Annotated in this window: 18 protein-coding genes; 11 read left to right on the forward strand and 7 right to left on the reverse strand. The window is 66.6% G+C overall.

The window, feature by feature from the left end; all coding sequences use genetic code 11:
- Nucleotides 1-55: 55 nt before the first annotated feature.
- Nucleotides 56-997: a carbohydrate kinase family protein gene (locus tag SLQ33_RS09550; RefSeq protein WP_319453577.1), complete on the reverse strand. Its 942-nt coding sequence runs from the start codon at nucleotides 995-997 to the stop codon at nucleotides 56-58.
- Nucleotides 998-1,520: 523 nt separating this feature from the next.
- Here SLQ33_RS09550 and SLQ33_RS09555 point away from each other — a divergent pair.
- Nucleotides 1,521-3,332 carry a bifunctional serine/threonine-protein kinase/transporter substrate-binding domain-containing protein gene (locus SLQ33_RS09555; RefSeq protein WP_319453578.1) on the forward strand — a complete coding sequence of 604 codons (1,812 nt, stop codon included), beginning with the start codon at nucleotides 1,521-1,523 and terminating at the stop codon, nucleotides 3,330-3,332.
- A complete protein-coding gene (locus SLQ33_RS09560) occupies nucleotides 3,325-4,689 on the forward strand; it encodes an alpha/beta hydrolase domain-containing protein (RefSeq protein ID WP_319453579.1) in 1,365 nt (454 codons plus the stop codon). Before SLQ33_RS09555 ends, SLQ33_RS09560 begins: the two co-directional genes overlap by 8 nt.
- Before the next feature lies 1 nt (nucleotide 4,690).
- On the opposite strand, the gene SLQ33_RS09565 is transcribed toward SLQ33_RS09560, so the two are convergent.
- Nucleotides 4,691-5,008, reverse strand: coding sequence for a hypothetical protein (locus tag SLQ33_RS09565; protein WP_319453580.1), 318 nt, complete (start codon nucleotides 5,006-5,008; stop codon nucleotides 4,691-4,693).
- 181 nt (nucleotides 5,009-5,189) lie between these two features.
- Here SLQ33_RS09565 and SLQ33_RS09570 point away from each other — a divergent pair, with 181 nt between their 5' ends.
- Complete coding sequence (locus tag SLQ33_RS09570) at nucleotides 5,190-6,194, forward strand: AraC family transcriptional regulator (RefSeq protein ID WP_319453581.1); 1,005 nt, start codon at nucleotides 5,190-5,192, stop codon at nucleotides 6,192-6,194.
- Here the strand turns inward: SLQ33_RS09570 and SLQ33_RS09575 are convergent.
- Nucleotides 6,191-7,996 carry a hypothetical protein gene (locus SLQ33_RS09575; protein ID WP_319453582.1) on the reverse strand — a complete coding sequence of 602 codons (1,806 nt, stop codon included), beginning with the start codon at nucleotides 7,994-7,996 and terminating at the stop codon, nucleotides 6,191-6,193. The two genes, SLQ33_RS09570 and SLQ33_RS09575, sit on opposite strands and share 4 nt — an antisense overlap.
- Nucleotides 7,997-8,246: 250 nt before the next feature.
- Between SLQ33_RS09575 and SLQ33_RS09580 the strand changes: the two genes are divergently transcribed.
- The gene (locus SLQ33_RS09580; RefSeq protein WP_319453583.1) at nucleotides 8,247-10,007 is read left to right on the forward strand and encodes a hypothetical protein; all 1,761 of its coding nucleotides are present in this window, start codon (nucleotides 8,247-8,249) and stop codon (nucleotides 10,005-10,007) included.
- Between the two features lie 45 nt (nucleotides 10,008-10,052).
- The gene (locus SLQ33_RS09585) at nucleotides 10,053-11,414 is read left to right on the forward strand and encodes an L-serine ammonia-lyase (RefSeq protein ID WP_319453584.1); all 1,362 of its coding nucleotides are present in this window, start codon (nucleotides 10,053-10,055) and stop codon (nucleotides 11,412-11,414) included.
- A 12-nt stretch (nucleotides 11,415-11,426) separates the two neighbouring features.
- Here SLQ33_RS09585 and SLQ33_RS09590 read toward each other — a convergent pair whose 3' ends face one another.
- Nucleotides 11,427-12,230, reverse strand: coding sequence for an aminoglycoside phosphotransferase family protein (locus SLQ33_RS09590; protein ID WP_319453585.1), 804 nt, complete (start codon nucleotides 12,228-12,230; stop codon nucleotides 11,427-11,429).
- Between the two features lie 113 nt (nucleotides 12,231-12,343).
- Between SLQ33_RS09590 and SLQ33_RS09595 the strand changes: the two genes are divergently transcribed.
- A complete protein-coding gene (locus SLQ33_RS09595) occupies nucleotides 12,344-13,897 on the forward strand; it encodes an alpha/beta hydrolase (protein WP_319453586.1) in 1,554 nt (517 codons plus the stop codon).
- Nucleotides 13,898-13,900: 3 nt separating this feature from the next.
- Here SLQ33_RS09595 and SLQ33_RS09600 read toward each other — a convergent pair whose 3' ends face one another.
- A complete protein-coding gene (locus SLQ33_RS09600) occupies nucleotides 13,901-14,530 on the reverse strand; it encodes a hypothetical protein (RefSeq protein WP_319453587.1) in 630 nt (209 codons plus the stop codon).
- Nucleotides 14,531-14,836: 306 nt separating this feature from the next.
- Between SLQ33_RS09600 and SLQ33_RS09605 the strand changes: the two genes are divergently transcribed.
- Nucleotides 14,837-16,354 (forward strand): serine/threonine-protein kinase, encoded by a 1,518-nt coding sequence (locus SLQ33_RS09605; protein ID WP_319453588.1) that lies wholly within the window; start codon nucleotides 14,837-14,839, stop codon nucleotides 16,352-16,354.
- Nucleotides 16,355-16,369: 15 nt separating this feature from the next.
- Here the strand turns inward: SLQ33_RS09605 and arr are convergent, their stop codons facing one another.
- Nucleotides 16,370-16,789 (reverse strand): NAD(+)--rifampin ADP-ribosyltransferase, encoded by a 420-nt coding sequence (arr, locus tag SLQ33_RS09610; RefSeq protein WP_319453589.1) that lies wholly within the window; start codon nucleotides 16,787-16,789, stop codon nucleotides 16,370-16,372.
- A gap of 317 nt (nucleotides 16,790-17,106) precedes the next feature.
- Here arr and SLQ33_RS09615 point away from each other — a divergent pair, with 317 nt between their 5' ends.
- The 4 genes from SLQ33_RS09615 to SLQ33_RS09630 all read left to right on the forward strand — a co-directional run bounded on the left by SLQ33_RS09615 (nucleotide 17,107) and on the right by SLQ33_RS09630 (nucleotide 21,556).
- On the forward strand, nucleotides 17,107-17,391 hold the full coding sequence (locus tag SLQ33_RS09615) for a type VII secretion target (protein WP_319453590.1): 285 nt from the start codon (nucleotides 17,107-17,109) through the stop codon (nucleotides 17,389-17,391).
- A 215-nt stretch (nucleotides 17,392-17,606) separates the two neighbouring features.
- Nucleotides 17,607-18,761, forward strand: a complete 1,155-nt coding sequence (locus SLQ33_RS09620) for a hypothetical protein (RefSeq protein ID WP_319453591.1) — start codon at nucleotides 17,607-17,609, stop codon at nucleotides 18,759-18,761.
- 71 nt (nucleotides 18,762-18,832) lie between these two features.
- Nucleotides 18,833-19,528, forward strand: coding sequence for a hypothetical protein (locus SLQ33_RS09625; RefSeq protein WP_319453592.1), 696 nt, complete (start codon nucleotides 18,833-18,835; stop codon nucleotides 19,526-19,528).
- Between the two features lie 339 nt (nucleotides 19,529-19,867).
- Nucleotides 19,868-21,556: a CotH kinase family protein gene (locus SLQ33_RS09630; protein WP_319453593.1), complete on the forward strand. Its 1,689-nt coding sequence runs from the start codon at nucleotides 19,868-19,870 to the stop codon at nucleotides 21,554-21,556.
- On the opposite strand, the gene SLQ33_RS09635 is transcribed toward SLQ33_RS09630, so the two are convergent.
- Nucleotides 21,550-22,521 carry a DUF3616 domain-containing protein gene (locus SLQ33_RS09635; RefSeq protein WP_319453594.1) on the reverse strand — a complete coding sequence of 324 codons (972 nt, stop codon included), beginning with the start codon at nucleotides 22,519-22,521 and terminating at the stop codon, nucleotides 21,550-21,552. The two genes, SLQ33_RS09630 and SLQ33_RS09635, sit on opposite strands and share 7 nt — an antisense overlap.
- Between the last annotated feature and the right edge of the window lie 29 nt (nucleotides 22,522-22,550).

A 22,550-nucleotide genomic window follows, 5' to 3' on the forward strand; every position in this document is an offset into this window, starting at 1 on the left:
TCTGGGTGCCGGCGACTCGGGTCGCTTAGAGGCACTAGCGCATGTTCACGTTGTACTAGCGAGGTCCGCGACCCTGACGACTATGGCGTCGGACCTCGTCAGTGCGATAGTCGCGGTCGAGCTCGGCTAAGCGGGTCTTCTCGTCAAGTACATGTGTCATTCCGATTCGCTCAATCATGACTGCTGCGGTAACAGTCGCCCGAATCGCCGAGTTCTGCAAACCTCGATCCGCTACGAAGCTTGCGACAAAGCTGCCAGCATAGGCGTCGCCCGCCCCCGTGTCATCAACGACGGAGACGGGCAAGGGGGGCACTTCATATATGTGCTCATCGCCGTGTGTGCCCACAAACGAGCCTTTGCTGCCCATCTTCAGCGTCACCACTGTAGGGCCAAGTCCGAGCAACGTTTCCAAGATCACTAGCGGGTGACCTGTTAGGTGCGGAAATCGGTTAGGGGTTATAGAGAGGATTGTGACTGCACGGAGAAGCCTTTCAAAATCTTTCTCGGTATCCGACTCCGCCGGGGCGTAGCTAAAAGGCTGAGGATCAACCGAGATGGTAGGAACTATCGCATGCAGCTTCTCCGCCCACGCGATCTGCTCGGCAAGAGGCATTGGGCACAGATGCACAAAGTCATACGGGCCATTTTCTAACAAATGTCCATACATCGAGACAGACGGTGTCGATTCCTCGATCGGCGTCGCAATGTGGGGACATTGCATCCCGATGCCGTCGGCCTCCCGGAGGATCCAGAATCGAAGCGAATCTCGCCGGACGGGTCCATCGAGAACCTCGACGCCATGGCCCGCGAGTGCCTCGATCGTTGCACGCGGATAATCTGAGCCAAGCACTGTAACTATCGTCACGCTCGCACCCCACGCAGCGGCGGCAGCAGTCGCGCCGAGGGCCGCGCCCTGGGGCACGTCGAACTGGGTCACACGTGCTTCTCGATCACAGAGCGTGTCGAGTGTCATGTGACCAACGACCAATCCCTTCATCGAGCGAAGTTGCGGTCGCTGCATTTTGTCCTAGAGACGAATCGCTCATCCCGGCTTGTCAGGCCGGCAAGTCGTTGTTTGCGAACTAGCGCCGGGGTCCTATGGGCTGAAGGAAGAACGCCGTGCAGATCTGGTGGGCGGCCGTCTTGGTCGTAGTTTCGGTGAGCGCCGCACAAGTCAGACCGATGTGGGCGCAAGCTCGTCACTCCCTGGTGCTCCAAACCTAGAAAGTCGTCGGACGATTTACTGACGCCATCCTAGTTACGGCCCCGCACAGATGTCGGCCGTTAGTCATCCCCATCTCGCGCCGCGCGACTCAATTTCGCGCGACGCCGCGGCCTCGCTCACCTCCCCTGGCCCTTGCCGATCGACTCGCCGAATGCGATGCCGATGGCGGGAGCTTCTTTGAGCCGGTGGAGAACTTGCGGAAATTTGCGCAGCTCGTCAAGAGTTTCGTCATCCCTGGCAACGGTGAGGTACTTTCAACCGACACACCGACTGGCCACTGCCGAGGAGTTCACCGGTGGATGGGACACCTTTCGGGAAGTACCAGCTGCAGAAGCTGCTGGGCCGAGGTGGAATGGGCGAGGTCTACGAGGCCTACGACACCAAGACCGACCGCATCGTCGCGCTGAAGGTCCTGCCCCATCACCTCGCCGCGGACGAGACGTTCAAGCAGCGCTTTCGGCGCGAATCCCAGGCCGCCGCGGGTGTCAACGACCCGCACGTCGTCCCCATCCACGGCTTCGGAGAGATCGACGGCCGGCTCTATCTGGACATGCGGCTCATCGAGGGCCAGACGGTCGGCGAGCTGCTGGCCGACCGCGAACGGCCGCTCTCGCCGACGCTGGCGGTTTCCGTGGTGGAGCAGGTCGCGACGGCTCTGGACGCCGCGCACGAGAAGGGGCTGATCCACCGCGACGTCAAGCCGTCGAACATCCTGCTGACGGTGCGCGAGTTCGCCTACCTGATCGACTTCGGGTTGGCGCGCACCGCGGGCGAGTCGGGGATGACGACGGCCGGCAACACGCTGGGCACCTTGGGCTACATGGCCCCCGAGCGTTTCGAAGGCGGGCCGATCGACGGGCGTGCCGACATCTACGCGTTGACGTGCGTGCTGCACGAATGCCTCACCGGCAACCGGCCCTACCAGGCGGACAGCCTCGAGCAGCAGATCGCCGGGCATATGATGTCGCCGCCGCCGCGGCCGTCGGACACCGATCCGAAGCTGGCGGCGTTCGACGAGGTGATCGCCAAGGGCATGGCGAAGAAGCCCGGCAAGCGCTACCAGACGGCCGCCGAGTTGGCCGCCGCCGCCCGGCGCGCGCTCAACGCGCCGATACCCAAGGCCGGCAGGTCTTCTGGGCGGCACTCCGCCGGTCGCGTCAAGACGACCGACCGTCCCAAGGTGTCGCGACGCGCGGTGCTGATCACGGTCGGATCGCTGGCGGTCGTCGCGGTGTGCGCGGCCGGGGCGTGGCTGCTGTGGGGCGGGCCGCTCTCCGGTGACACCCGGCCCGCGAGCATCGCCGAGAGTTCTACTCCGCCTTCGGCTCCCGCCGGCGCACTGCCGGAGCTCGCGGCGTCAGTGCCCGAGGCCATCCGCGGGACGGGCCGGCTGATCATCGGCGTAAACGTGCCGTATGCGCCCAATGAGTTCAAGGACTCGTCGGGCGAGATCGTCGGGTTCGACGTCGACCTGATGAACGCCGTGGCCCGCACGCTCGGGCTGGCGCCCGACTACCGCGAGACGGCGTTCGTGAGCATTCTCGGCTCGGTCAGCGGCAGCGACTTCAACGTGGGCATGTCGTCGTTCACCGACACGAAGGAGCGGGAGGAGCAGGTCGACTTCGTGACGTACTTCCAGGCGGGCACGCAGTGGGCCAGGCGCAGTGGGACGACGGTCGACCCAGATGCGGCGTGCGGCTTGAAGGTTGGGGTGACGTACGCATCGATTCAGGCGACGACGGAAGTCCCTGGCAAGAGCGACGCGTGCGTGGCGGCCGGGCTGTCGCCGATCGACATCGTGGTGTTCACCCGCCAGGACGACCTGACCACGGCGCTACGGAACGGTGAAGTCGAGGCGATGTCGGCTGACTCGCCGGTGACGGGCTTCACGGTGAAACTCAGTGCGGGCGAATTGGATACGGCCGGCCGAGTCGTCGACATGGCTCCATACGGATGGGCAGTGGCCAAGGGGTCGGGGCTGGCGGAGCCGATGAAGACAGCGCTCGAGCACCTGATGAAGACCGGTGAGTACCGCACCATCGCCACCAAGTGGGGTGTCGAGATGGGCATGATCCCGGAACCCGTGATCAACGGAGCGGGTGGCTGATCGGGTGAATGCTCCAGCCGTCGAGCGGGTTTCAGGCGCGCCGAACCTGCTCCTCGGTGCGTTTGACGTCGCCACCGTGGGCTATGCCGCGCAGGAGTTCTTCGTCGCGGGCACGGCTACCAGCTACGCCGACGCGTCCAGCGCGGACTACACCACGCGCATCGTCGTCCTGACGCCGACGGACCCGGCCCGGTTCAGCGGAACCGTGATCGTCGAGTGGCTCAACGTGAGCGGCGGAATCGACGCTCCCGCAGTGTGGTTCATGGCGCATCGCGAGATCATCCGCGCGGGCCACGCCTACGTCGCGGTGTCGGCGCAAGTGGTCGGCGTCGAAGGTGGGGCCAACCTCGTCGGGTTCGACATGTCGTTGAAGGCTCAGAACCCGACCCGCTATGGGGATCTGCACCACCCCGGGGACGCGTACGCCTACGACATCTACTCTCAAATCGGCTTACTCGTCCGGGACCGGGCGGACGAGCTATTGGGCGGCTTGACCCCGGAAACCGTTGTGGCGGTGGGTGAATCACAATCGGCGCTGTATCTGACAACGTACGTTAACGCCGTCGATCAGCGGGCAAAGGTGTTCGACGGATTCCTGATCCATTCGCGATTCGGTCTCGCCGCACCGCTGGACGGCGAGTCCATCTTCGACCCGTCGGGCGAGCCGGAGGCCGCGCCGTTGACCCGGGAGTTGCGCGTGCCCGTGCTGACGGTGATCACCGAGACCGACCTCCTCGGCGCAGTGCTGGCGGGCTATCACCTGGCCAGGCAGCCCGACTCGGATCGGCAGTGCACGTGGGAGCTCGCGGGAACCGCGCACGCCGACAACTACACCATCAAGGTCGGCTTCATCGACTCCGGTTCGGCGCCGCTGGCCGACCTCGTCGCCGCATACGAACCGACCACCACCTTGATGGGCCAGGAGTTGTCGTACTGCATCAACTTCGCCCCGCAGCACCACTACGTGCTGCAGTCGGCGCTCGCGCACCTCGTCGGATGGACGCGCACGGGTGAGACCCCGCCGACGGCCCCGCCGCTGGAGTTGACCGACGCCGAGCCGCCGCAACTGGTGCTCGATGCCAACGGACTGGCGACCGGCGGCGTGCGGACGCCATGGGTCGACGTGCCGATCGCGCGGACGTCGGGCGTCGGCAGTACGGAGCACGTGATGGCGCAGATCTTCGGCTCTGGTGAGGCGTTCGACGCCGACACCCTCGCGCGGCTCTACCCGGACGGCGCGGACGAGTACCTGGCCCGTTTCACCACGTCACTGGACGCGGCGATCGGCGCGGGGTTCCTGCTCGCCGCGGACCGTCAGGAGATCCTCGACCTCGCCGCCGCGACGTATCCGCGGTAGCTCAGCCGCAGGCCTCGTCGTCCGGAAAATCGGGTGGCGGGGAGTCGTCCTCAGTGCCATCGACGGATGGCGACGAACGCTTCCGGTAGCGCTGATATGCGTTTCCGCTGGCAATGCCCAGCGTGTCCCCGATCCTGGTCCACCCGACGCCGACGTCGCGGGCGGCGTCAACCGCCGTTTGCAGGTCGCGCCGCGAGTCCGCGGTGTCCTCGGCCTCGAATCGTTGCCTGGCGGCGGCCAGTAACTCGACGGCAGCCGCTTGCTTTGCGGCACAACCGTGCCCGCGCGGCCGCGGCGGGCCGCCTTGCTCCGTGATCATTGCTCCCTGCGAATTTGCTTGCGCGTCAATCACTTGAGGCCGGGTTGAGTCGACACCGTTGCCTACTCGGGTGATGACAGCGATCTGGTGATACGTCCACATTGAGGCACGAACCGGTCGAGAGTATTGACCATCAGCGACATTCTTTTATCGGTTCGCGACACAAGGGGGTGTCGACCGAATGGGCAATCTGATCGCTTCCAGCTCGCTGTGGGGATTCCGCGAACTCGTCGACGAACTCGGCGGCGACCCGGAGTCGTTCCTGTCCCGTTTCGACATCCCGCGCGGCGTCGAACAGCAGGACGACGCGTTCATCCCCCTCGGCGCGTACAACGACCTGCTGGAGGCCTGCGCCGCTGACCTGGATTGCCCGGACTTCGGACTGCGCCTGGGGCAGTGGCAGGGGCTGGACATCCTCGGGCCGATCGCCGTGATCGCGCGCAATGCGCACACCGTGCGCGAGGGATGGGAGGCGATCTCGCGCTACCTCTACGCGCATTCGACGGGGCTGAAGTTGACGTCCGTACCACTGGCGGCGGAGCGCGCCCTGACGTTCGTCTACGAGGTGAACTTGCCGACGCACGTCATCGTTCAGGGCTATGAGCTCGGCATGGCCATCGCAGCGCGGATCATTCGGCTGTTGTGCGGACCGGACGCGCACCCGACCGTGGTCGCCTTCCCGCACGACCAACAGGGTTCGGACGCGGCGTACCGCGACGCGTTGGGGTGCCCGGTGCGTTTCGGGCATACGCGGTGCGGTTTCCAGCTGTCGCAAGAGCTGGCCGACAGAACCATCGGAGGGGCGGACCCCGAGACCAGGCGCATCGCGGCGAAATACCTTGAGTCGAACTACCTTCCGCCGACGGCGCGGCTGTCCGAACGGGTGGAGGAGCTCGTGCACCGGCTGCTGCCCACCGGGCAGTGCAGTGCCGACGCCATCGCGAGTGAGCTGTCGATGCACACCCGGACCCTGCAGCGCCGACTGGCTGCCGAGGGCATGCGCTTCGGCGAGGTCATCGACCGGGAACGCCGCAGGCTCGCGGTCCGCTACCTCGCCGAACCCGACATGCAACTCAGCCAGATCGCCAGCCTGCTGGGCTATGCCGAGCAGAGTGCGCTGAACCGGTCGTGCCGCCGTTGGTTCGGCAAGACGCCGCGGCAGCTCCGGGCCGAAATGGCGAACTAGTCGTCGACCTTCGGAATCGGTTCCGACGCAGGCGGTTCGGGAACCTTCCCGTCGGCGAATGGGCGCTTGGCCGGAACGGTCGGCCCGTCCGGGGCCACCGGTATGTGCCGCGTGGCGTCGGCGGACGGTGGTGGCGGCTCGGGGCGCCGCTGGATCCGCAGGGCGGTCGTGGCGACCGGCACCTCCGTCGTAGGCACGGGGACCTGCGCGGTGGGTGCCGACGTCGCTGGGGTGGCGATGCGCCGCGTCGAATCCTCTTTGATCCGAACGATCTTCGGCATCGCCACGCGCTGGGTTGCCGCAGCGGGCGCGGCGGCGGTCGGCGGCGCCGGCTCGACGGGAGCGGCAACGGCGAGCGCCGGGGCCGCGGCGCGGGTTTCGCGGCGCCGGACCAACAAGCCGGCCAACGGCCCCGTGACGAGCGCGGCGACGAGGATGGCCAGGCTCAACGCGCAGATCGCCACGTCGAACGTACTGGTGAGCTGCTGGGCCAGGTCGTTGCCGTAGACGGCGTCGAGGCGCCGCGGCGCCGGGTCGGCGTAGCGCGGAGCGAGCGCGACGCCGATGACCAGCTGGGCGGCGGTGAAGACGGCGAGCACCGCGGTGAACGCGGCGATGACGGTCGACGTCAGCCCGCCCTTGGCCAGGTGACGGCGCAGCCACACGGCGATGGCACCTGTGACGACGTTGAACCCGGTCAGCGCGAAGCTGTCGTAGATGGCGCGCGGCAGGTCGAGCGACAGCGCGATCGCGTAGTCGGTGACGCGCAGCCCGGCCGCGGCGAACGACCAGAAGGCGATGAGCGTCAGGCACTTCAGCGCGGCCCCGCGATAGACGGCCAGGGTCGGCGGTTTGATGAGGAAGACGGCGTAAAGCGTGGTCGGAGCCACGATCGCGGCGGCGGCCGCCCAGAATAGGTAACCCTCGAACCCGACGGCGGCGGTCGATGTGTTCTCCGCGATGCCGTGGAAGGCGTCGACGTCGTTGCCGACGCCGGCCACCCACACCAGCACGCCGGCGATCCCGGCGGAGACGCCAAGCGCCGTCGTCGCGAGCCGAGCGGCGGCGGTCTTCTGCACCAGCCAAAGGGAGCCGATGACCAACGCGATCATCGCCACCGCGCCGTACAGCAGCGTGGTGATGACGACGGCGACGTCGCGGCCGCCGACGTCGACGTTGGTGACGAAGAGGTAGCGCAGCCGCCAGTACAGGTTGAAGACCACGAACAGCGCCGCGAGCGCGATCGAGACCACGCCGAGCACCCGGGCCGAGGCGAACCAGCCGCGAAAGTCGTTGTCCTCGATGGTGGTACTGGTGATCGGAGGCTGCGCCGCGAGCAGCGCGCCCGCGAGACCGAGCCACATCCCCGGCCCGACGCCGGGCGGCACGGCACCGGTTCCGCCGTAGCGGACGGTCTGCACGACGTGGAACCCGACGAAGACGAGCACGCAGACGAGATACGGCGCGCTCAGCGCGAACCGAACGCGGCTGGTGCGGCCGACGTCGGCCTGGGGCGCGCCGAGTCGGAACGGCCCGACGTGCGGGGCGAGTGCGGCGCCGATGGCGAGCAGCGTCACCGCAAGGACGGCCAGGAACGCCCAGACGCTGCTGCCGGGGATGCCGACGCCGAACTCGAGGCTCCACGGCAGCAGCAGGGCGGCGACGAGCAGCGCCACCGCCAGCCCGTCGCGCACCCGATTGGTACGGGTGGGGACGTAGCCGACCCGCGACGGGACGGCCGGGGGCGTGGTGGTGGCGACCTGGGCCGTCGCGCCGGCCGCGTCGTAGCGATGGTCGCTCACGTAACGTCCTCTCCGCTTGTGACGATGACATGTTGCTGGACTAACTGTTCCCATTTTCGGCCCGTCGCACAAGGTCGAGGATGTGCGGTATGCGCTGCTCGGGTGCTGGTCCCCAAGGATTTACCAAGCGGCTGCGGTAGCGTTGACGAGGTCGAATCGCAAGGCTCGGCGCGTCGGGGTGGCGGTCGCAGTGCGGTGGGTAAGAGCCCATCGGGCATGCGTAGGACACGCGGAGGCAAGGAGTAGGCCGGTGGACGTAGTCCTCGGGGTGGCGGTGACGGGACCCATGGCGCGGTTGGCCATGGTCGGGTCTCCCGCCAACGGTGGCCAGGTGTTCGACCAGTACGCACTCGACCTGCCCGGTGACGCGATGACCGACCTGGCCGACACCATCGTCGGCACCTCCCGCGCGGTGAACGAATCAGGCAACCGGCTGGCCGCGACGCGGCTGTGCCTGGACGATGCGGCGCAGGCCGACATGCTGCGGCAGATGTTGCTTAGCGCCGGGGTGTTGGACGTCGAGATGGTGTCGGAGGCCGAGGCCGCCACGGAACTGGTTCGGAGCACCGGCGCCGACGCTGCGCTGCTGGTCGACGACGACACCGCGACGCTGACGACCGTCGGAAACGACAGCATCGCGACGTCGGTGCTCGCGTCCCTGCCGATCGGCGCCGGAGGCGCGGCCATCGCGTGCGTGACGGTGTTGGAACGGTTGCAAGGGCAGGCGTTCGAACCCGTGCGGGTGATGCTCGTCGGGCATCGCGAGGACCTGGCTTCGGTTGCCACTGAGATCCGCGAACTCTCGTCGGTGGAGGTGACGCTGCCCACCGATGCGGGCTTCGCGCTCGCGCGGGGAGCGGCGAAGACCGTTGGTGGCGGGGCCTTCCCCATTGAACCGGACGTCCCGGCGGGGCAGCTGGCGCCCGCCGAAGTGGCTGCCGGCGCGGCCACGCAAATGGCCCCTGCGGCCCCGTCCGCCGGTGAGGCGACGGCGATGGGCGGCGCGGTGGGACCGCTGCTGGCGTACTCGATGGCCGAGCCCGACCCGACGCCCATGGAGCTCGGCGACTACGGCCCGGACGAGATGCCGATGGATGAGCTCGGCGAGCTGGTTCCCGAGTACGACGACGATCAGACGGAGTACGTCCCGGCGCTGCCTGCGCCTGCGGCGCCGCGAATGCTGTTGGTGGGCAGCGCGATCGCGTTCGCCGTCGTCAGCGTCGCGACGATGGCCGTGACCCTCGCGATCAACGTGCGGCCGACGGCCGTCGTCAGCGAAATGCCAACGCAGGCCGTGAAATCCGACACGGTCCCAGGGCGTTACCTGCCGCCGGTTCCGCACGAGCCCGACCCGGTGGCGCTGCCGGTCGCGGTGCTGACACCGCCGCCGTCGGCCCCGCCTGCGCCGCAGCAGAGCCCGCGGATCAACAACATCCCGGCCATCAACAACAACGTGCCTGTGGCCCCGCCGGTCGAGCAGCCGCCCGTCATCGAGGCGCCGCCTCCTCCGCCGGCCGAGCTTCCTCCGGCGCCGGGCATCCCACAGCTGCCGCCGTTCATCCCGATCCCGTTCCCGCCGATCGTGATCTTCCCGCCGAGCAATCAGTTCCCGCCGCCGTCGAGCCCGCCGTCGTCGCCACCTTCCAGCCCGCCGTCGTCGCCCCCGTCGTCCCCACCCTCGTCACCGCCGTCGAGCCCACCCTCGAGTCCGCCGTCGAGCCCGCCTTCGTCACCGCCCTCGAGCCCGCCGTCGAGCCCACCGTCCTCGGCGCCGCCCAGCATCCAGTACTCGCCGCCGCCGTCGATTTCGGTGGCGCCGAAGGCGCCGGAGTTCACGGCGCCAGCGCCGGAGCCCGTTTACACGGCCCCGGCCGTTCCGGCGTACACACCTCCGCCTGCACCGGTGCCGGCCTACACACCGCCGCCTCCCGTGGTGGAGCAGGCGCCGGCGTCCCAGGCTCCGGTCGTCCCGCAACTCCCGGTGACGACGGTCGCGGTCCCGTTCCCGTAAAGGGAGTCGCCGACCTCGGACCAGCCGAGTAGCGTCGGGATTCTGATGGCAGTCAGTGTCTTCGACCTCTTCTCGATCGGTGTCGGTCCGTCCAGTTCTCACACCGTGGGGCCGATGCGCGCCGCGAAGAGCTTCGTCCAGGAACTCGGCGAGCGGGTGTCGTCGGTCGTCGGCGTCCGCGTCGACCTGTATGGATCGCTGGCCGCCACCGGAGTGGGGCACGGCACGCCCGGCGCGGTGCTGCTCGGTTTGGGAGGCGAGTCGCCCGAGCACGTCGATCCAGAAGCCGGGCGCAAGCAGGTCGCGGCGATCGACGGCGGCGAATCGCTGATGCTGGACGGTGTCACCGCGGTCTCGTTCACCACCGCGGACATCGGCATGCATCCCGCCGAGATCAAGAACCGGCACACGAACGCGGTGCGGTTCGCCGTCGACTTCGCCGATGGCGGATCGCACGAGGCGATGTACTACTCGATCGGCGGCGGATTCATCGAACGCGATGGCCAGCCGCCCGCGGCACCCGCGGACGTGCCGCTACCGTTCGCCACCGGCGACGAACTGCTGTCGTTGTGCGAGCAGCACGACGTCTCGATGTGGGAGATCGTGTGGCGCAACGAGTGTGCGCTGCGAACCGAGTCCGACGTGCGCGCCGGGCTGCTGCGGATCTGGACGGCGATGGCAGATTGCATCGACGCGGGCTTTCACGCCGAGGGGATCCTGCCGGGTGGGCTCGACGTGCGCCGCCGGGCGCCGGGGCTGCATGGGCAGTTGATGCTTCACGAGGGTGGCGATGCGCACGCCGATTCGATGGACTGGTTGAACGTCGCGGCGATGGCGGTCAACGAGGAGAACGCCGGTGGGGGACGCGTGGTGACTGCGCCCACCAATGGAGCGGCGGGAATCGTTCCGGCCGTGATGTTTTGGGCGTTGCGCTACCTACCTGGGCTGGATGATCCGGAGCGACGCGACGACGCGGTGGTGCGCTATCTGCTGACGGCGGCCGCGATCGCCGTGCTGTACAAGGAGCGGGCGTCGATCTCGGGGGCTGAGATGGGGTGTCAGGGCGAAGTCGGGTCGGCGTGCTCGATGGCCGCGGCCGGGGTGGCCGAGTTGCTCGGCGGCTCACCGCGTCAGGTGGAGAACGCCGCGGAGATCGGCATCGAGCACAACCTCGGACTGACGTGTGATCCGATCGGCGGGCTGGTGCAGATCCCGTGCATCGAGCGCAACGCCATCGCCGCGGTGAAGGCCGTCAACGCCGCCAAGATGGCGCTGCACGGCGACGGCATGCACCGCGTGTCGCTGGATCAGGCCATCGAGACCATGCGGCAGACCGGACTGGACATGCACACCAAGTACAAGGAGACGTCGCTCGGCGGGTTGGCGGTCAACGTTCCGGAATGCTGAGCTTCGGTGTGTTTAGTCCTGGACGGCCTTGGCCAAGGTGACGAACCTCGTCAGCGTCGAGGGATCGCCGCCGCGGCTCAACGCGCGTGACGCTTCGCGGGCCACCCGGACGATCGTCCACCCGCGGGCGCGGTCCTCGTCGAACCCGGCGGCGTCGACCAAGGTGTAGAAGCGGCGCTGGACGCCGCCGCGGACGTCGCCGGCGAGCTCGTCCCAGCGGCTCCACAACATCGGCGCGAGCTCGTAGTGCGGGTCGCCGTTGAGCGGGGTGGGGGCGATCACCAGCCACGGTTCGCGGTCGCCGGTGAGCACGTTGCCGTAGTGGAGGTTGCCGTGCAGGACGCGGTCGGCTGGCTCGGTGGCCAGCTCGCGGCACAACGTGATGGCCTGTTCCACCAGTCGGTGCGGGATCGGGGCGCTGCGCGGGAGGGTGGCGAAGTCGTCGGCCCACTGCTCGAGACACGAAGTGAGCGAACGTAATTGCGGCATCGCAGCCACGTGAAGGCGTCGGTAGAGCCCGGCGACGACCTCGCAGGCGTCGATGTCCCAGAGCGTCTCTAGGGTCTCGGGTCGGAGCCGTTCCAGAAGCACGGCGCGACGGTGAGGGTCGGCGCGCAGCAGCCGGACGGCGCCGTCACCGCCCCAGCGCCGCAGCACGAGGTGCGCATGCTCGGACTCGGCGTCGGAGGTGCTGATCTTCAGTACGGCCGCAATGCCGTCGGCGCGCACCGGGAGCACCGTCGCGTGCGAAGTCTGGATGGCCGTGCCGTCGGGGCGTAGCTCCCACTCGGCGACGAGGTCGTCGAGTTCGGTCACACACTCAGCATCGCATCCAATCCAATCCATCCCCTGCCCAGCGTGATTGACAGCGAGTGTTCAGCGAGCGGACGCCAAGTTTGCAGACCGTGAGCCGTGGCAGCATGGATGCAATGGAACGTGGACGCGGCGCTCGATTCGGCCGAGCGGTCTCGGCGTTCGCGACTGTGGGCGCCGTGGTGTTGCTGGCCGCCTGCAGCACCACGATCGTGGGCAAGCCGATGGCGCAGCACGAGCGAGCGCAACAAGACCAGGTGCATAACAAGGTTCAGTGGGGGCAGTGCGAGGTCGAGGGGGGCGGCAGCGCGGACAAGCTCCCCTCCGGCACTCAGTGCGGCAACCTCGCGGTGCCGATCGACTACGCGAAACCCGGGTCTGGCGACGCGCAGCTCATGCTCGTCCGCTTTCCGGCCACCGGCGACAAGATTGGATCGTTGGTCATCAACCCTGGCGGACCAGGGGAGTCGGGCGTCGACGCCGCCGTCGGCCTCGTCGACTCGCTGCCCGGGCCGATTCGTCAGCATTTCGACCTCGTCGGCTTCGACCCGCGGGGAGTGGGTTCGTCGACACCCGCACTGCGATGCAACTCGGACGCGGACGAAGACGCCGAACGCGCCGATCCGCAGGTCGACTACAGCCCCGCCGGCGTGGCGCACATCGAGGACACGGAGAAGGCGTTCGTCCAACGCTGCGTCGACAAGATGGGCAAGGACTTCCTAGCCAACGTCGGAACCGCCACCGTGGCCAAGGATCTCGACGCGCTGCGTGACGCGCTGGGCGACGACAAGTTGACGTATCTCGGCTACTCGTATGGCACCGCGATCGGAACGGCCTACGCGGAGGCCTATCCGGATCGCGTCCGGGCGATGATCCTCGACGGCGCCGTCGACCCCGACGCGGATCCGATCCAGTCCACCATCGACCAGACCGCAGGTTTTCAGAAGGCGTTCAACGACTTCGCCGCCGACTGCGCGAAGGCTCCGGACTGCGCGCTGGGCGCCGACCCGGCCAAGGCGGTCGCGACATATCACGACCTCGTCGACCCCTTGGTCGCCAAGCCGGTTCCCGCGGGCGCCGGGCGCGTGCTCGGCTACAGCGACGCCATCACCGGCACCCAGATGGCGATGTATTCGCCGACGTTCTGGAAGTCCTTGCGGGACGGCCTTTCCGAGCTGTCGGCAGGCCACGGCGACACCCTCTTGAAACTCGCCGACAACTACTTGGACCGAGACCCGGCTGGCCACTACGGCAACTCGAACGACGTGCTGGTCGCGGTCAACTGCGTAGACCATCCGCCGATGGCCGACCGTGCGAAGGTCGTCGACGAAGACCGGCGGCTGCGGGAGGTGGCGCCCTTCCTGAGCTACGGGTCGTTCACCGGGAATGCCCCGTTGGACGCCTGCGCCTTCTGGCCGGTGCCGCCAACCAGTGCGCCGCACCAGGTGTCTGTCCACGGCCTCCCGCCGACGCTGGTGGTGTCCACCACCAACGATCCGGCGACGCCGTATCAGGCGGGCGTCGAGCTGGCCCGGCAACTCGGCGGCGGACTACTGACGTTCAAGGGCACTCAGCACACGGTGGTGTACCAGGGCGACAAGTGCGTCGACGACTATGCGACGTCGTACCTGATCGACGGAAAGCTGCCGCCGCCCGGTTCGACCTGTTGATCGTCAGCCGAGGTGAACGGTCTGGCGTGACACCGAGAAGTAGTGCCCGGTGTTGTTGTCGATGCACATGATGCCGACCGTCTCGCTGGAGCAACTGATCGAGCCGAGCGTCTGGTACGTGCCGTATTCGAGCGTGTGCGTGGGGGGAGGCAGCTCCTGGCCATAGCAGCCGAACCTCGCCGCGGAGCCCTCCTCCAGGTCGACACGGTCACCCCAGGCCGCCTGGCAGTTCGCCGGCTGCGAAGCAACCCAGTCGTGATTCGTGACCGCGCACAGGGCGGTGCTTTGGCCGCCGGTGGCGATGTACAAGTTGCAGCGGATGTTGCCCGAAGGGGATTGGAACGGGCCGCTCGCGACGACCTCGTGCGCGACGGGTGTCGCTGGGACCGGAGCATCCACCGTCACCGTCACGGGCGGGGGTGCGGTCACCGTGACGGTGGTGACCGGCGTCGCCGGTGGTGTCGATGGCGCCACCGGTGCCTGTGTCACCGTCGAGATGACGGGGGTGACCGTCGGGGCTTGCGCGGTAGTCGCGCCGGTCGACGGCGAGCAGGCGGCGAGCGCTGCGGCGGCGAGCGCGAAGACCCACACGTGGGGTCGCCGCGCGATCGTCAGGTGCTGGTTCTTGTCCATGTGGGTCTTCCTTTCGGGTGTTCGTGGTCGTGTCGTGGTGATGGAAGATTGCGCTGGAGCGCTTGGAGGAACCTTGGGGTGAGGCCGGCCTAGACCACCGCGCATCGCCCACCGAACGCGGGCGTGGTAACACGTGTACCCTGGCAAGCGAGCAATTGGCTTGTGCTGCTTTGACTTCGGTGTCGTCGCAGGTCGCCCGCCGCGGGGAGCGGGTTGGGCCGGCCAACATGCGGGAACATCGTCAACGCTGACGGGTTGACCTGCGGGGTCACCACGAATCGCAGCGAAAAGTTGGAAGGAACGCACATGGGCTCCCCGAGCGTCGGCTCACGTCTGGGCACGCATTTCGGGTCGTACGAGCTACAAGAGTTGATCGGCATGGGCGGGATGGGCGAGGTCTATCGCGCCTACGACACCGTGCGCGAGCGGATGGTGGCACTCAAACTGCTGCGCGCCGACGTGGCCGCCGACTCGAGCTACCAGGACCGTTTCCGGCGCGAGTCGCGCATCGCTGCGCGGCTGCAGGAGCCGCACGTCATCCCCGTGCACGACTTCGGTGAGATCGACGGCGTGCTCTACATCGACATGCGGCTGGTCGAGGGCGCCAGCGTGAAGGACGAGCTCCGCGTCAACCGCACACTCCCGCCGGCGCGCACGGTGTCGATCATCGCCCAGGTCGCTGCCGCGCTGGACGCCGCGCACGCCGCTGGCTTGGTGCACCGCGACATCAAGCCCGAGAACGTGCTGCTCACGCCGGACGACTTCGCCTATCTGGTGGACTTCGGCATCGCCTACGGCGGAGGCGAGGCGAGCGTGACGCAGACCGGGCTGGTCATCGGGTCGTGCGCCTACATGGCCACGGAGCGGCTGAGCGGCCAGGCTGGCGGCCCGGCGTCGGACGTGTACTCGTTGACGTGCCTGCTGTACGAATGCCTCACCGGTCGGGCGCCGTTCGAGGCCGGTGACCTGCGGGAAGTCATGATCGCGCACATGTTCACGGCGCCGCCGCGGCCGAGCGTCATGCGTCGGGGGATCAACCCCGCGTTCGACGACGTCGTCGCGAAGGGCATGGCCAAGAATCCGGCCGACCGGTACGCGTCGGCGGGCGCGCTGGCCAAGGCCGCCGCGGCGGCCGTCAACGGGCAGCCCGCGGCTAGCCCGGTCCCCCCGCAGAGCACGCGGCAGTTCCCGGCGGTTCCGCCGTCGTACGCGCCTCACCCACCTCCGGCCCCGGTCAAGAAGTCGCGATTCAGCAAGCCACAGGTGGCGCTGCTGGCCGGGACGGTCGCCATGTTCGCGCTTGCAGCGGTGTTGGCTGGGGCGATCGTCATGACGGGTGGCAGCAGCGGAGGCTCCGAACCGCAGAGCACGCTGGCCGCGCCGCCGCCGTCGACGATGACCGTCACTACGACGGCACCGGCCACCTCCGAGGAGACGACGACGTCCACCACTACGACGACGCCGTCGACGACCACGTCACCGTCGACGGGCGCGTCGATCGCGGGCATGTCGGACACCGACGGGCAGGGCTTCGTCGGCCATTCGGCGCGCTGCGATGCGGGGAGCACGCCCGCGGCGGCGATCAGGACGGCGAACTCGCTGGCCATCGTGTGCGAGACGGCACCCGGTAACTACTACTACCGCGGCGAGCGGTTGAGCGACGGCGCTCAGCTGCAGCTGGCGAATGCGGTGCCGGCGAGTGGTGGCTTCGACGCCATCAACCCGGCCGACGGCGCGCGGTACCAGGTGCGGCCCGACCAGCTGACGATCTCGAGTAGTCGTGGAAGCGAAACGGACCCGGCGCTGGAGTACGGCTCGGCCTAACTGGCCAACCCGGGTCTAGTCGTAGATGACGGCGAGTCCGCGGCGCTGAAGGTCCGCCAAGCCGTCCCTCATGGCTTGAAGCTGCTCGGGTGAATGTCCCACCCAGTCCGTGAGCTCGCCGATTATTCTCACGGGCTCCCGGGTCCGGTAGGAGCGAGTCGGATTTCCGGGAAGCTTCTTGTCTGTCACGTTTGGGTCGTCCTCCAGTGCGCCTTCCGGTTCCACGAGGTAGATCCGGCACCTGCCGTCGCCTTGCGCCAGCTCGGCACCCCACGCGGCAGCATCCAACGTCTGGGTCACGTAGACGTGGTTCATGAGGCGTCCTTCCTCGAAGTTCGATTGGCGCCCGGGCACCAGGAGATCGCCCACTGAGAGGTCGGCCCTGGTGCCGTGAAGGAACGCACCCGACTCGTGAACTTCGAAAGGTATCGGCACCGCAGCCCCATCCGTTGTCGTTGGTTGGGAGATTGTGCAGCACGTCAGGGGCCTTGCCGCAAGCCCCCCTTGCTGCCATAAAATGAGCACGGGACAAGCGACGCGAGGCTGCGCTGCCCGCTGATCGCGGTCCTAGGCAATGTCCCTTCCGCACTCCTACGGTCGAAATGCGCACCACGGTCGTGATTTTCGGGTCGACACCGCGATAGCACGACCATGGGGTGCCTCTCGGCCCTATCGGGTGGCGGGATTCGTGCGCTGAACCGTGTGTGCCGTGCAGCACAATGGTGGAGTAGAGGGCGCGCATAGGAGGAACGGTGCTTGTTGATCCGCAAATCTTGAAGGCATTTGCCGGAGAGGTCGACGGTGTCTCCGCCTCGATTAAGGCAGCGGACGTCGGAACCAAGGTGACCGCGGCTGCCGACGGAGTACCCGGTTCAACCACTCAGTGGGCGGCACACGCCGTCGGCGAGCACTTCGGTGCGATGGCCGGCAAGCTTGCCGACAACGTGGCCAAGATGGGTCAAGCGGTGCGCGGTGCAGGTGACACCTTCGAGGTGGCCGACGATGCCCTCGCGGGGAATTTCGACGGGCTGTTCTAACGGTGTTGCCTTCACGACCTACGCTGCGCGGGTGGAATCCCGATTCACTTGCGACGTCGGCCGTGGGTATCACCTCGGCGGCGGAGTCGGCCTGCAACGCAGTCAAGGGCATCGATGACGCATGCCAACGAATGCCTGAGACCCAGGCGTGGTCCGGACGATCGCACGACGCAGCAGTCGCGATGTTCGGACGGGCGGATCGAAATGCTAGCCGCTTGTTCGACTATGCGAATGGCGTAGCGCAGGCGTTCCAGCGCGGCAGTGAATCGATTGGTACTGCCCGAATCACCTTGCTGAACAAGGCCGACCAACTCGACGCTGGGCCGCTCAACGTCACCGATCAATGGGTGGTGCTGATCGATCCGGTCAGGATGTCCGCTGAGAAGCTGGCCCAATTCGAAAAGCTGGCCGAGGAGGAACAATCGACCGTCAACAAGATGCTCACCGCCGTCGGTGATGCGGACGATGACACCGCGAACGCGGTCGCGGCCGCGGGACGAGGGTTCGGATTCGTGGAGGAGGGTCCGTCGAATGACCCATTCACAATCCCGAAGTCGGCTCGGCCACCCAATCAGGTGCCTGATCCTCGCGATCCCGTCGGGATGCTCGCGCAGCAGGCGATCCGCGACGGGGACATGTCGATCACGATCCGGGACGTCAGCGAGCCGGTCAAGAATCAGTACGGCGACACCGTCACGACTGTCACCATGCAAGACGGCAGCAAACAGGTGATGACTCAGTACGAACCCTTCGACTGGCCCAGCAAGCAGAACTTCACGTCCATCGAGCAATTCGACAAGAATGGCAACGAAGTGTCGCGATCGAGTTCGTGGCACGACCCCGGCAACGCTTGCGACTACACGTCGGTCACGTGGCCCGACGGATCCAACTTCACCATGTCGATGGATTCGACCGGTCACCGCACAGCCGGGTTCTCCACGGCGGGCGGGAGGCACTCGGCCGTTCCCGTCGAACTCATCGACCAAATCTCCCTGATCAGCGGCTCGGGGCTTTCGGGACTGGAGCAGCACATCACTCATGGCGGATCGCTGCCGATGTTGACTGCCGAGTCGATCGAAAACGTAGGAAAGACAGCCAAATTCGGCGGACCGGCGCTGTCAGTAGCGACGACTGTCTTCGACATGATGGCGGCTGAAACCTCTCGCGACGCCTGTATCGCCGCGGTCGCCGGAGCAAGCGGTTTCGGGGGTGGATGGGGTGGTGCGGAAGCAGGTGCCGCGTTGGGCGGACTTTTCCCGCCGGCGGCGCCCGTCGCGGTTCCGGTGCTAGCGACCGTGCTGGCATTTGGAGGCGGATACTACGGCGCGGATCTAGGAAAGTTTGTGGGCGGAGTGGTGTGTCCGTACTGACGATGCCTGAACCCGCCAATTGGTCGACAGGACGCGCAAGGGTCTTATGGATCTGGGTTGCCGTAGCGGTCGTGCTCTCCGGCAGCATCTACTGGGCGGTGCGCGCCGTGCTTCGCGGCGAATATCTCACGGTTATCGGCCTCAGCGGGATCGTCGTATTCCCGCTCCTGATGATCATGGCGCTGGCTCTGGTGATGCTCGGAAGAACCTCGCTGCGTGGGAGTTTCGACTCCAGCGGATCGACGCTTCGCACCGATCGGACGTTTGACGGGTGCTTCTACATCGGCCTCGTCGTGACCATCGTTGGTGGGGCGGTGCTAGTGCGTTACCTCCCGACTGGGACGCTCGCGATACCCATGAGTCGTGGCTGGCAGCTCTTCTCGCCAGCCTTGGTGGTCGTCGCGATCGTCTTCTCAGTGATCGGACTGATCAGCGCCTGGCGTCGTGGCGGGCTCGGCTATGTCAAGCTCACTCCCGCGGGTGTTGATATCGCCAATATCCTCTCGACCCAGTCTGTCCGCTGGGACGACATCGTCGGCATTGCCGACCATTCTGACGTGAACCGGAAGACGCGCAAGGCAATTGTGTTGCGGCTCGCGGATGGCGCCGAGAAGGTCGTCGATGGGGCCGACTTCTACGTCCCGAGAGGTGCAGGCCTGTACTGGATGGTGCGGCACTACTGGCGCCATCCCGATGAGCGAGCTGAACTAACCGACGGCCGGGCATTGGAACGGTTGAGTGCGCAGCGGCTCGACCTCGAGGAGTAGGTGGGGAGCGACGACGCTAGTAGCCGGCTCGGCCGTCGCGGCAACCGTCAACATCTCAAAACGCCATCTCGCCTGCAACGTCGAGGTGGGCACTTCGGATGCCGACACTGCGGTGAGATCGCGAAATCGTCTTGGATCGCGATCTCGCAGCAGTTTCGACGACCACCAGAGAGCAAGCCGAGCGGCTCGGGCCGTGTTGCGTCGTGGTTCGCCGGTCCAGCCCCCCCGCTACGAGGGACGGCGTTTCGTGGAGACGAGTACTGCGGTACTCACCCCGATCGGCGGCACCCGGCGCACCCTGTAAGTAGGCCACGAAACATGGCCGCGAGGGGGATGGCGATGAGCGCCCAGCAGCAGCAGAAACTCGATTCCTTCTATGCGCTCGACAACGTGGTCACGGTGAAGATCACGATGCCGCAGGCCGATTGGGATGCGGTGCGAAACGAGGAGCCCAAAGGCGGTCGGTGTAACTTCGAATGGACCGGAGGCGCCAGATACACGTGGCGAAAGGCGACTTCGGTCGAGATTTCCGGCACACACTTTCCCGCAAGGACCACGTTCGCAGACGTGGGCATCAAGAAGAAGTCATTCTGCGGTTCGATAGACGGCAGCAAGCCGTGCCTGCACGTCGACTTCGGCAAGTTCGGCGATGCCAACGTCCCCGGGATCGAAGCCCTGATCGGGTCGCGGTACGTGACGCTCAACAACTCCATTCAGGACGAGTCCTACGTCAAGCAGACGCTTGGCTACCGGTTGTTGGGCATGGCCGGACTGCCCCATTCGCGATGCAACTACGCCAGGGTGTTCGTGAACGGAACGCCGATCGGCCAAGGCGGCGCCAGCGTCAACAGCCCCGGCGTCTACGTCAATGCCGAGCCGATCATGAAGCGCTACATCGAGCGGAACTTCAACGGCAACATGAAGGGCAATCTGTACGAACTCGAGCATCACGACGATTTCCTCGAAGAGCGGCTGAACTTGATCGGGGTGGAGTCCCTCTCCAAGTTCGAGGACAAAGCCGATCTGAAATTCGCGATTCGACACATCAAGGCGAACGGGCTGGCCGGCGCAGACCAGATGCTCGACATGGATCAGTTCCTCAAGGTCTATGCGATGGAGTTCTTCCTCAAGCATTGGGACGGCTACGCCGACAACACCAACAACACCTACGTCTACAACGACGTGACGGCCGTCGCGGCCCCCGGCGTGGGCAACGTCAAGTTCAAGATGATCCCGTGGGGAATCGACCAGACATTGCAGCCAGGCCGGCCGTTCAAACTGGGCCGTGACGGGGTGATCGCCCAGCTGGTGCGCAACGACGACACCCGTCGCCAACGATTGTTCGACCAGCTCCGGGCGTATCGGGACACCCTGTTCAGCCGCGAGCACCAGCAGACGGTCGTGAAGCCGTTGATCGACCAAATGCAGGCAATGCTCACGGGTTTCGGTGTGCCCGATGCCGTGGCGAAAGTCGGTTCGGTGCGGCAGCAACTGCGCCTTGCCGAATCGGCCGGATACATTGCTGCGGGTCTGCCTGGCGCTGCCAAACCGGTGTACATCCTCAAGCACGACACCAGTGCCTGTCTGCATGCCAGCAACACCGAGTCGATTCCGCCGGGCGTACCGGCTCCGGCGAACTTCGAGGTCTACCACCAACCGCTGCGCGACGACAACGACGCAACTGATCTGTGGGTCCTCAACGACCTTGGGACGGGAAAGTCACTGACCAATCAGGCCTTCAACCGCAATCTGCATGCCAGCGGAACGCAAGTCACGCCAAAGGGACACAAGTTTCTCTATACGTGTGCGCCGAACAACGGCTTACGTGCCGAGGAGTTCACGATCGCCCCTGTACCCGTCCCGGTCACGGACACGGCCAACCCGCCGGGCCGCTTCGCGTACACCGGCTACTTCAACCTCGTCAGCGTGCGGACGAATGAGATGGCGAAGTTCGGGCTCGACCTCACCCCAGGCGGCAGGGCCAGGGTCCACCAGGAGTTGCCCGGGTCGAACCTCTACTTCTACTGATCCATGCCGGGGTGGGCGAGCACTGCGTAGCCACCGCGGTCGTCGATGACGAGGATCTTCTTCTCGTTGCCGCTTCGAAAGGTCGTGACGCCTTCGGGTTTCATCTTCTGATGGAAGGTGACATCGAGCAGCCGGACCTTGTCGCTGCTGCCGTTCCAGGTGCCGAGTTGAAACGGTGCGTCGCTACCGCTGATCGAGCGCCCGAGCAGGATCAGGAAGCCACCGGTCTGCTCGTCGTAGTGGATATCGCGGATACCCTGTGTCGCCGTCGATTTCGGCACACGGATGCGGACGACGGACGGCGTCCCGAGCGCCGACGTGGTCCACGAAGCCGCGGCCACGTCGACGGGAACGCGGATGAGCGTGATTTCTCCGCGACCCGTAGGCCCGCGGAGGCCGAACAGAAGCGCACCTGCGTGCGAATCCCACGCCAGCCCTTCGATGTCCAGCCCACCCGCATCCGGGTCGCGTTCGCCGGCGTCCTCCAGCCAGTCCTCGTGGTCCAGTAGCCAGGCACGGAATCCGGCCATCGGTTCCGCGCGCAGGGCACCGTGCGGCGGGTAGCGCACGCGCACCAATCCGTCGGACCGGGTGGTGCCCAACAAGCACAGCGACGATGCGACGATGAGAAAGAGCTCGCCGTTCAGGTCGACGCGGGTGAGGCCTTCGGGATCGCCCAGATCTCCGCTCGTGATGCCTGCCAGTGGGCGTCGCGCAATGCGCTCGGCTACGGCATCGTCGTCATCGAGTACGAGTTCGAATAGTGCCGACGGATCGCGGTTGTCGACGAAGACGAATCGGTGCGGCCCCACCTGCGCGACGCCTGAGGCGTTGTACTCCGTATGCGTCCGGTCGTTGTTCTCGCCGAACGGCGTCGACCTGATCTTCGACCGCCCGCTGATCCGACTCGCGGCGTTTCGAACGGCGCGAAACCCGGCGGTGAGCTTGTCGGTCCAGTGCGCCACGTCGTCCTCCCCATTTAAGTATGGAGGCG

The organism is Mycobacterium sp. RTGN6 (genome assembly GCF_033804605.1).
Taxonomy (GTDB): domain Bacteria; phylum Actinomycetota; class Actinomycetes; order Mycobacteriales; family Mycobacteriaceae; genus Mycobacterium.

What these genes read in the sequence shown, in the direction of transcription:
- SLQ33_RS09595 (WP_319453586.1), top strand. Translation starts at nt 12,344, where the DNA reads ATGGAACGTGGACGCGGCGCTCGATTCGGCCGAGCGGTCTCGGCGTTC.
- SLQ33_RS09550 (WP_319453577.1), bottom strand. Translation starts at nt 997, where the DNA reads ATGAAGGGATTGGTCGTTGGTCACATGACACTCGACACGCTCTGTGAT.
- SLQ33_RS09605 (WP_319453588.1), top strand. Translation starts at nt 14,837, where the DNA reads ATGGGCTCCCCGAGCGTCGGCTCACGTCTGGGCACGCATTTCGGGTCG.
- SLQ33_RS09585 (WP_319453584.1), top strand. Translation starts at nt 10,053, where the DNA reads ATGGCAGTCAGTGTCTTCGACCTCTTCTCGATCGGTGTCGGTCCGTCC.
- SLQ33_RS09565 (WP_319453580.1), bottom strand. Translation starts at nt 5,008, where the DNA reads ATGATCACGGAGCAAGGCGGCCCGCCGCGGCCGCGCGGGCACGGTTGT.
- SLQ33_RS09630 (WP_319453593.1), top strand. Translation starts at nt 19,868, where the DNA reads ATGAGCGCCCAGCAGCAGCAGAAACTCGATTCCTTCTATGCGCTCGAC.
- SLQ33_RS09600 (WP_319453587.1), bottom strand. Translation starts at nt 14,530, where the DNA reads ATGGACAAGAACCAGCACCTGACGATCGCGCGGCGACCCCACGTGTGG.
- SLQ33_RS09570 (WP_319453581.1), top strand. Translation starts at nt 5,190, where the DNA reads ATGGGCAATCTGATCGCTTCCAGCTCGCTGTGGGGATTCCGCGAACTC.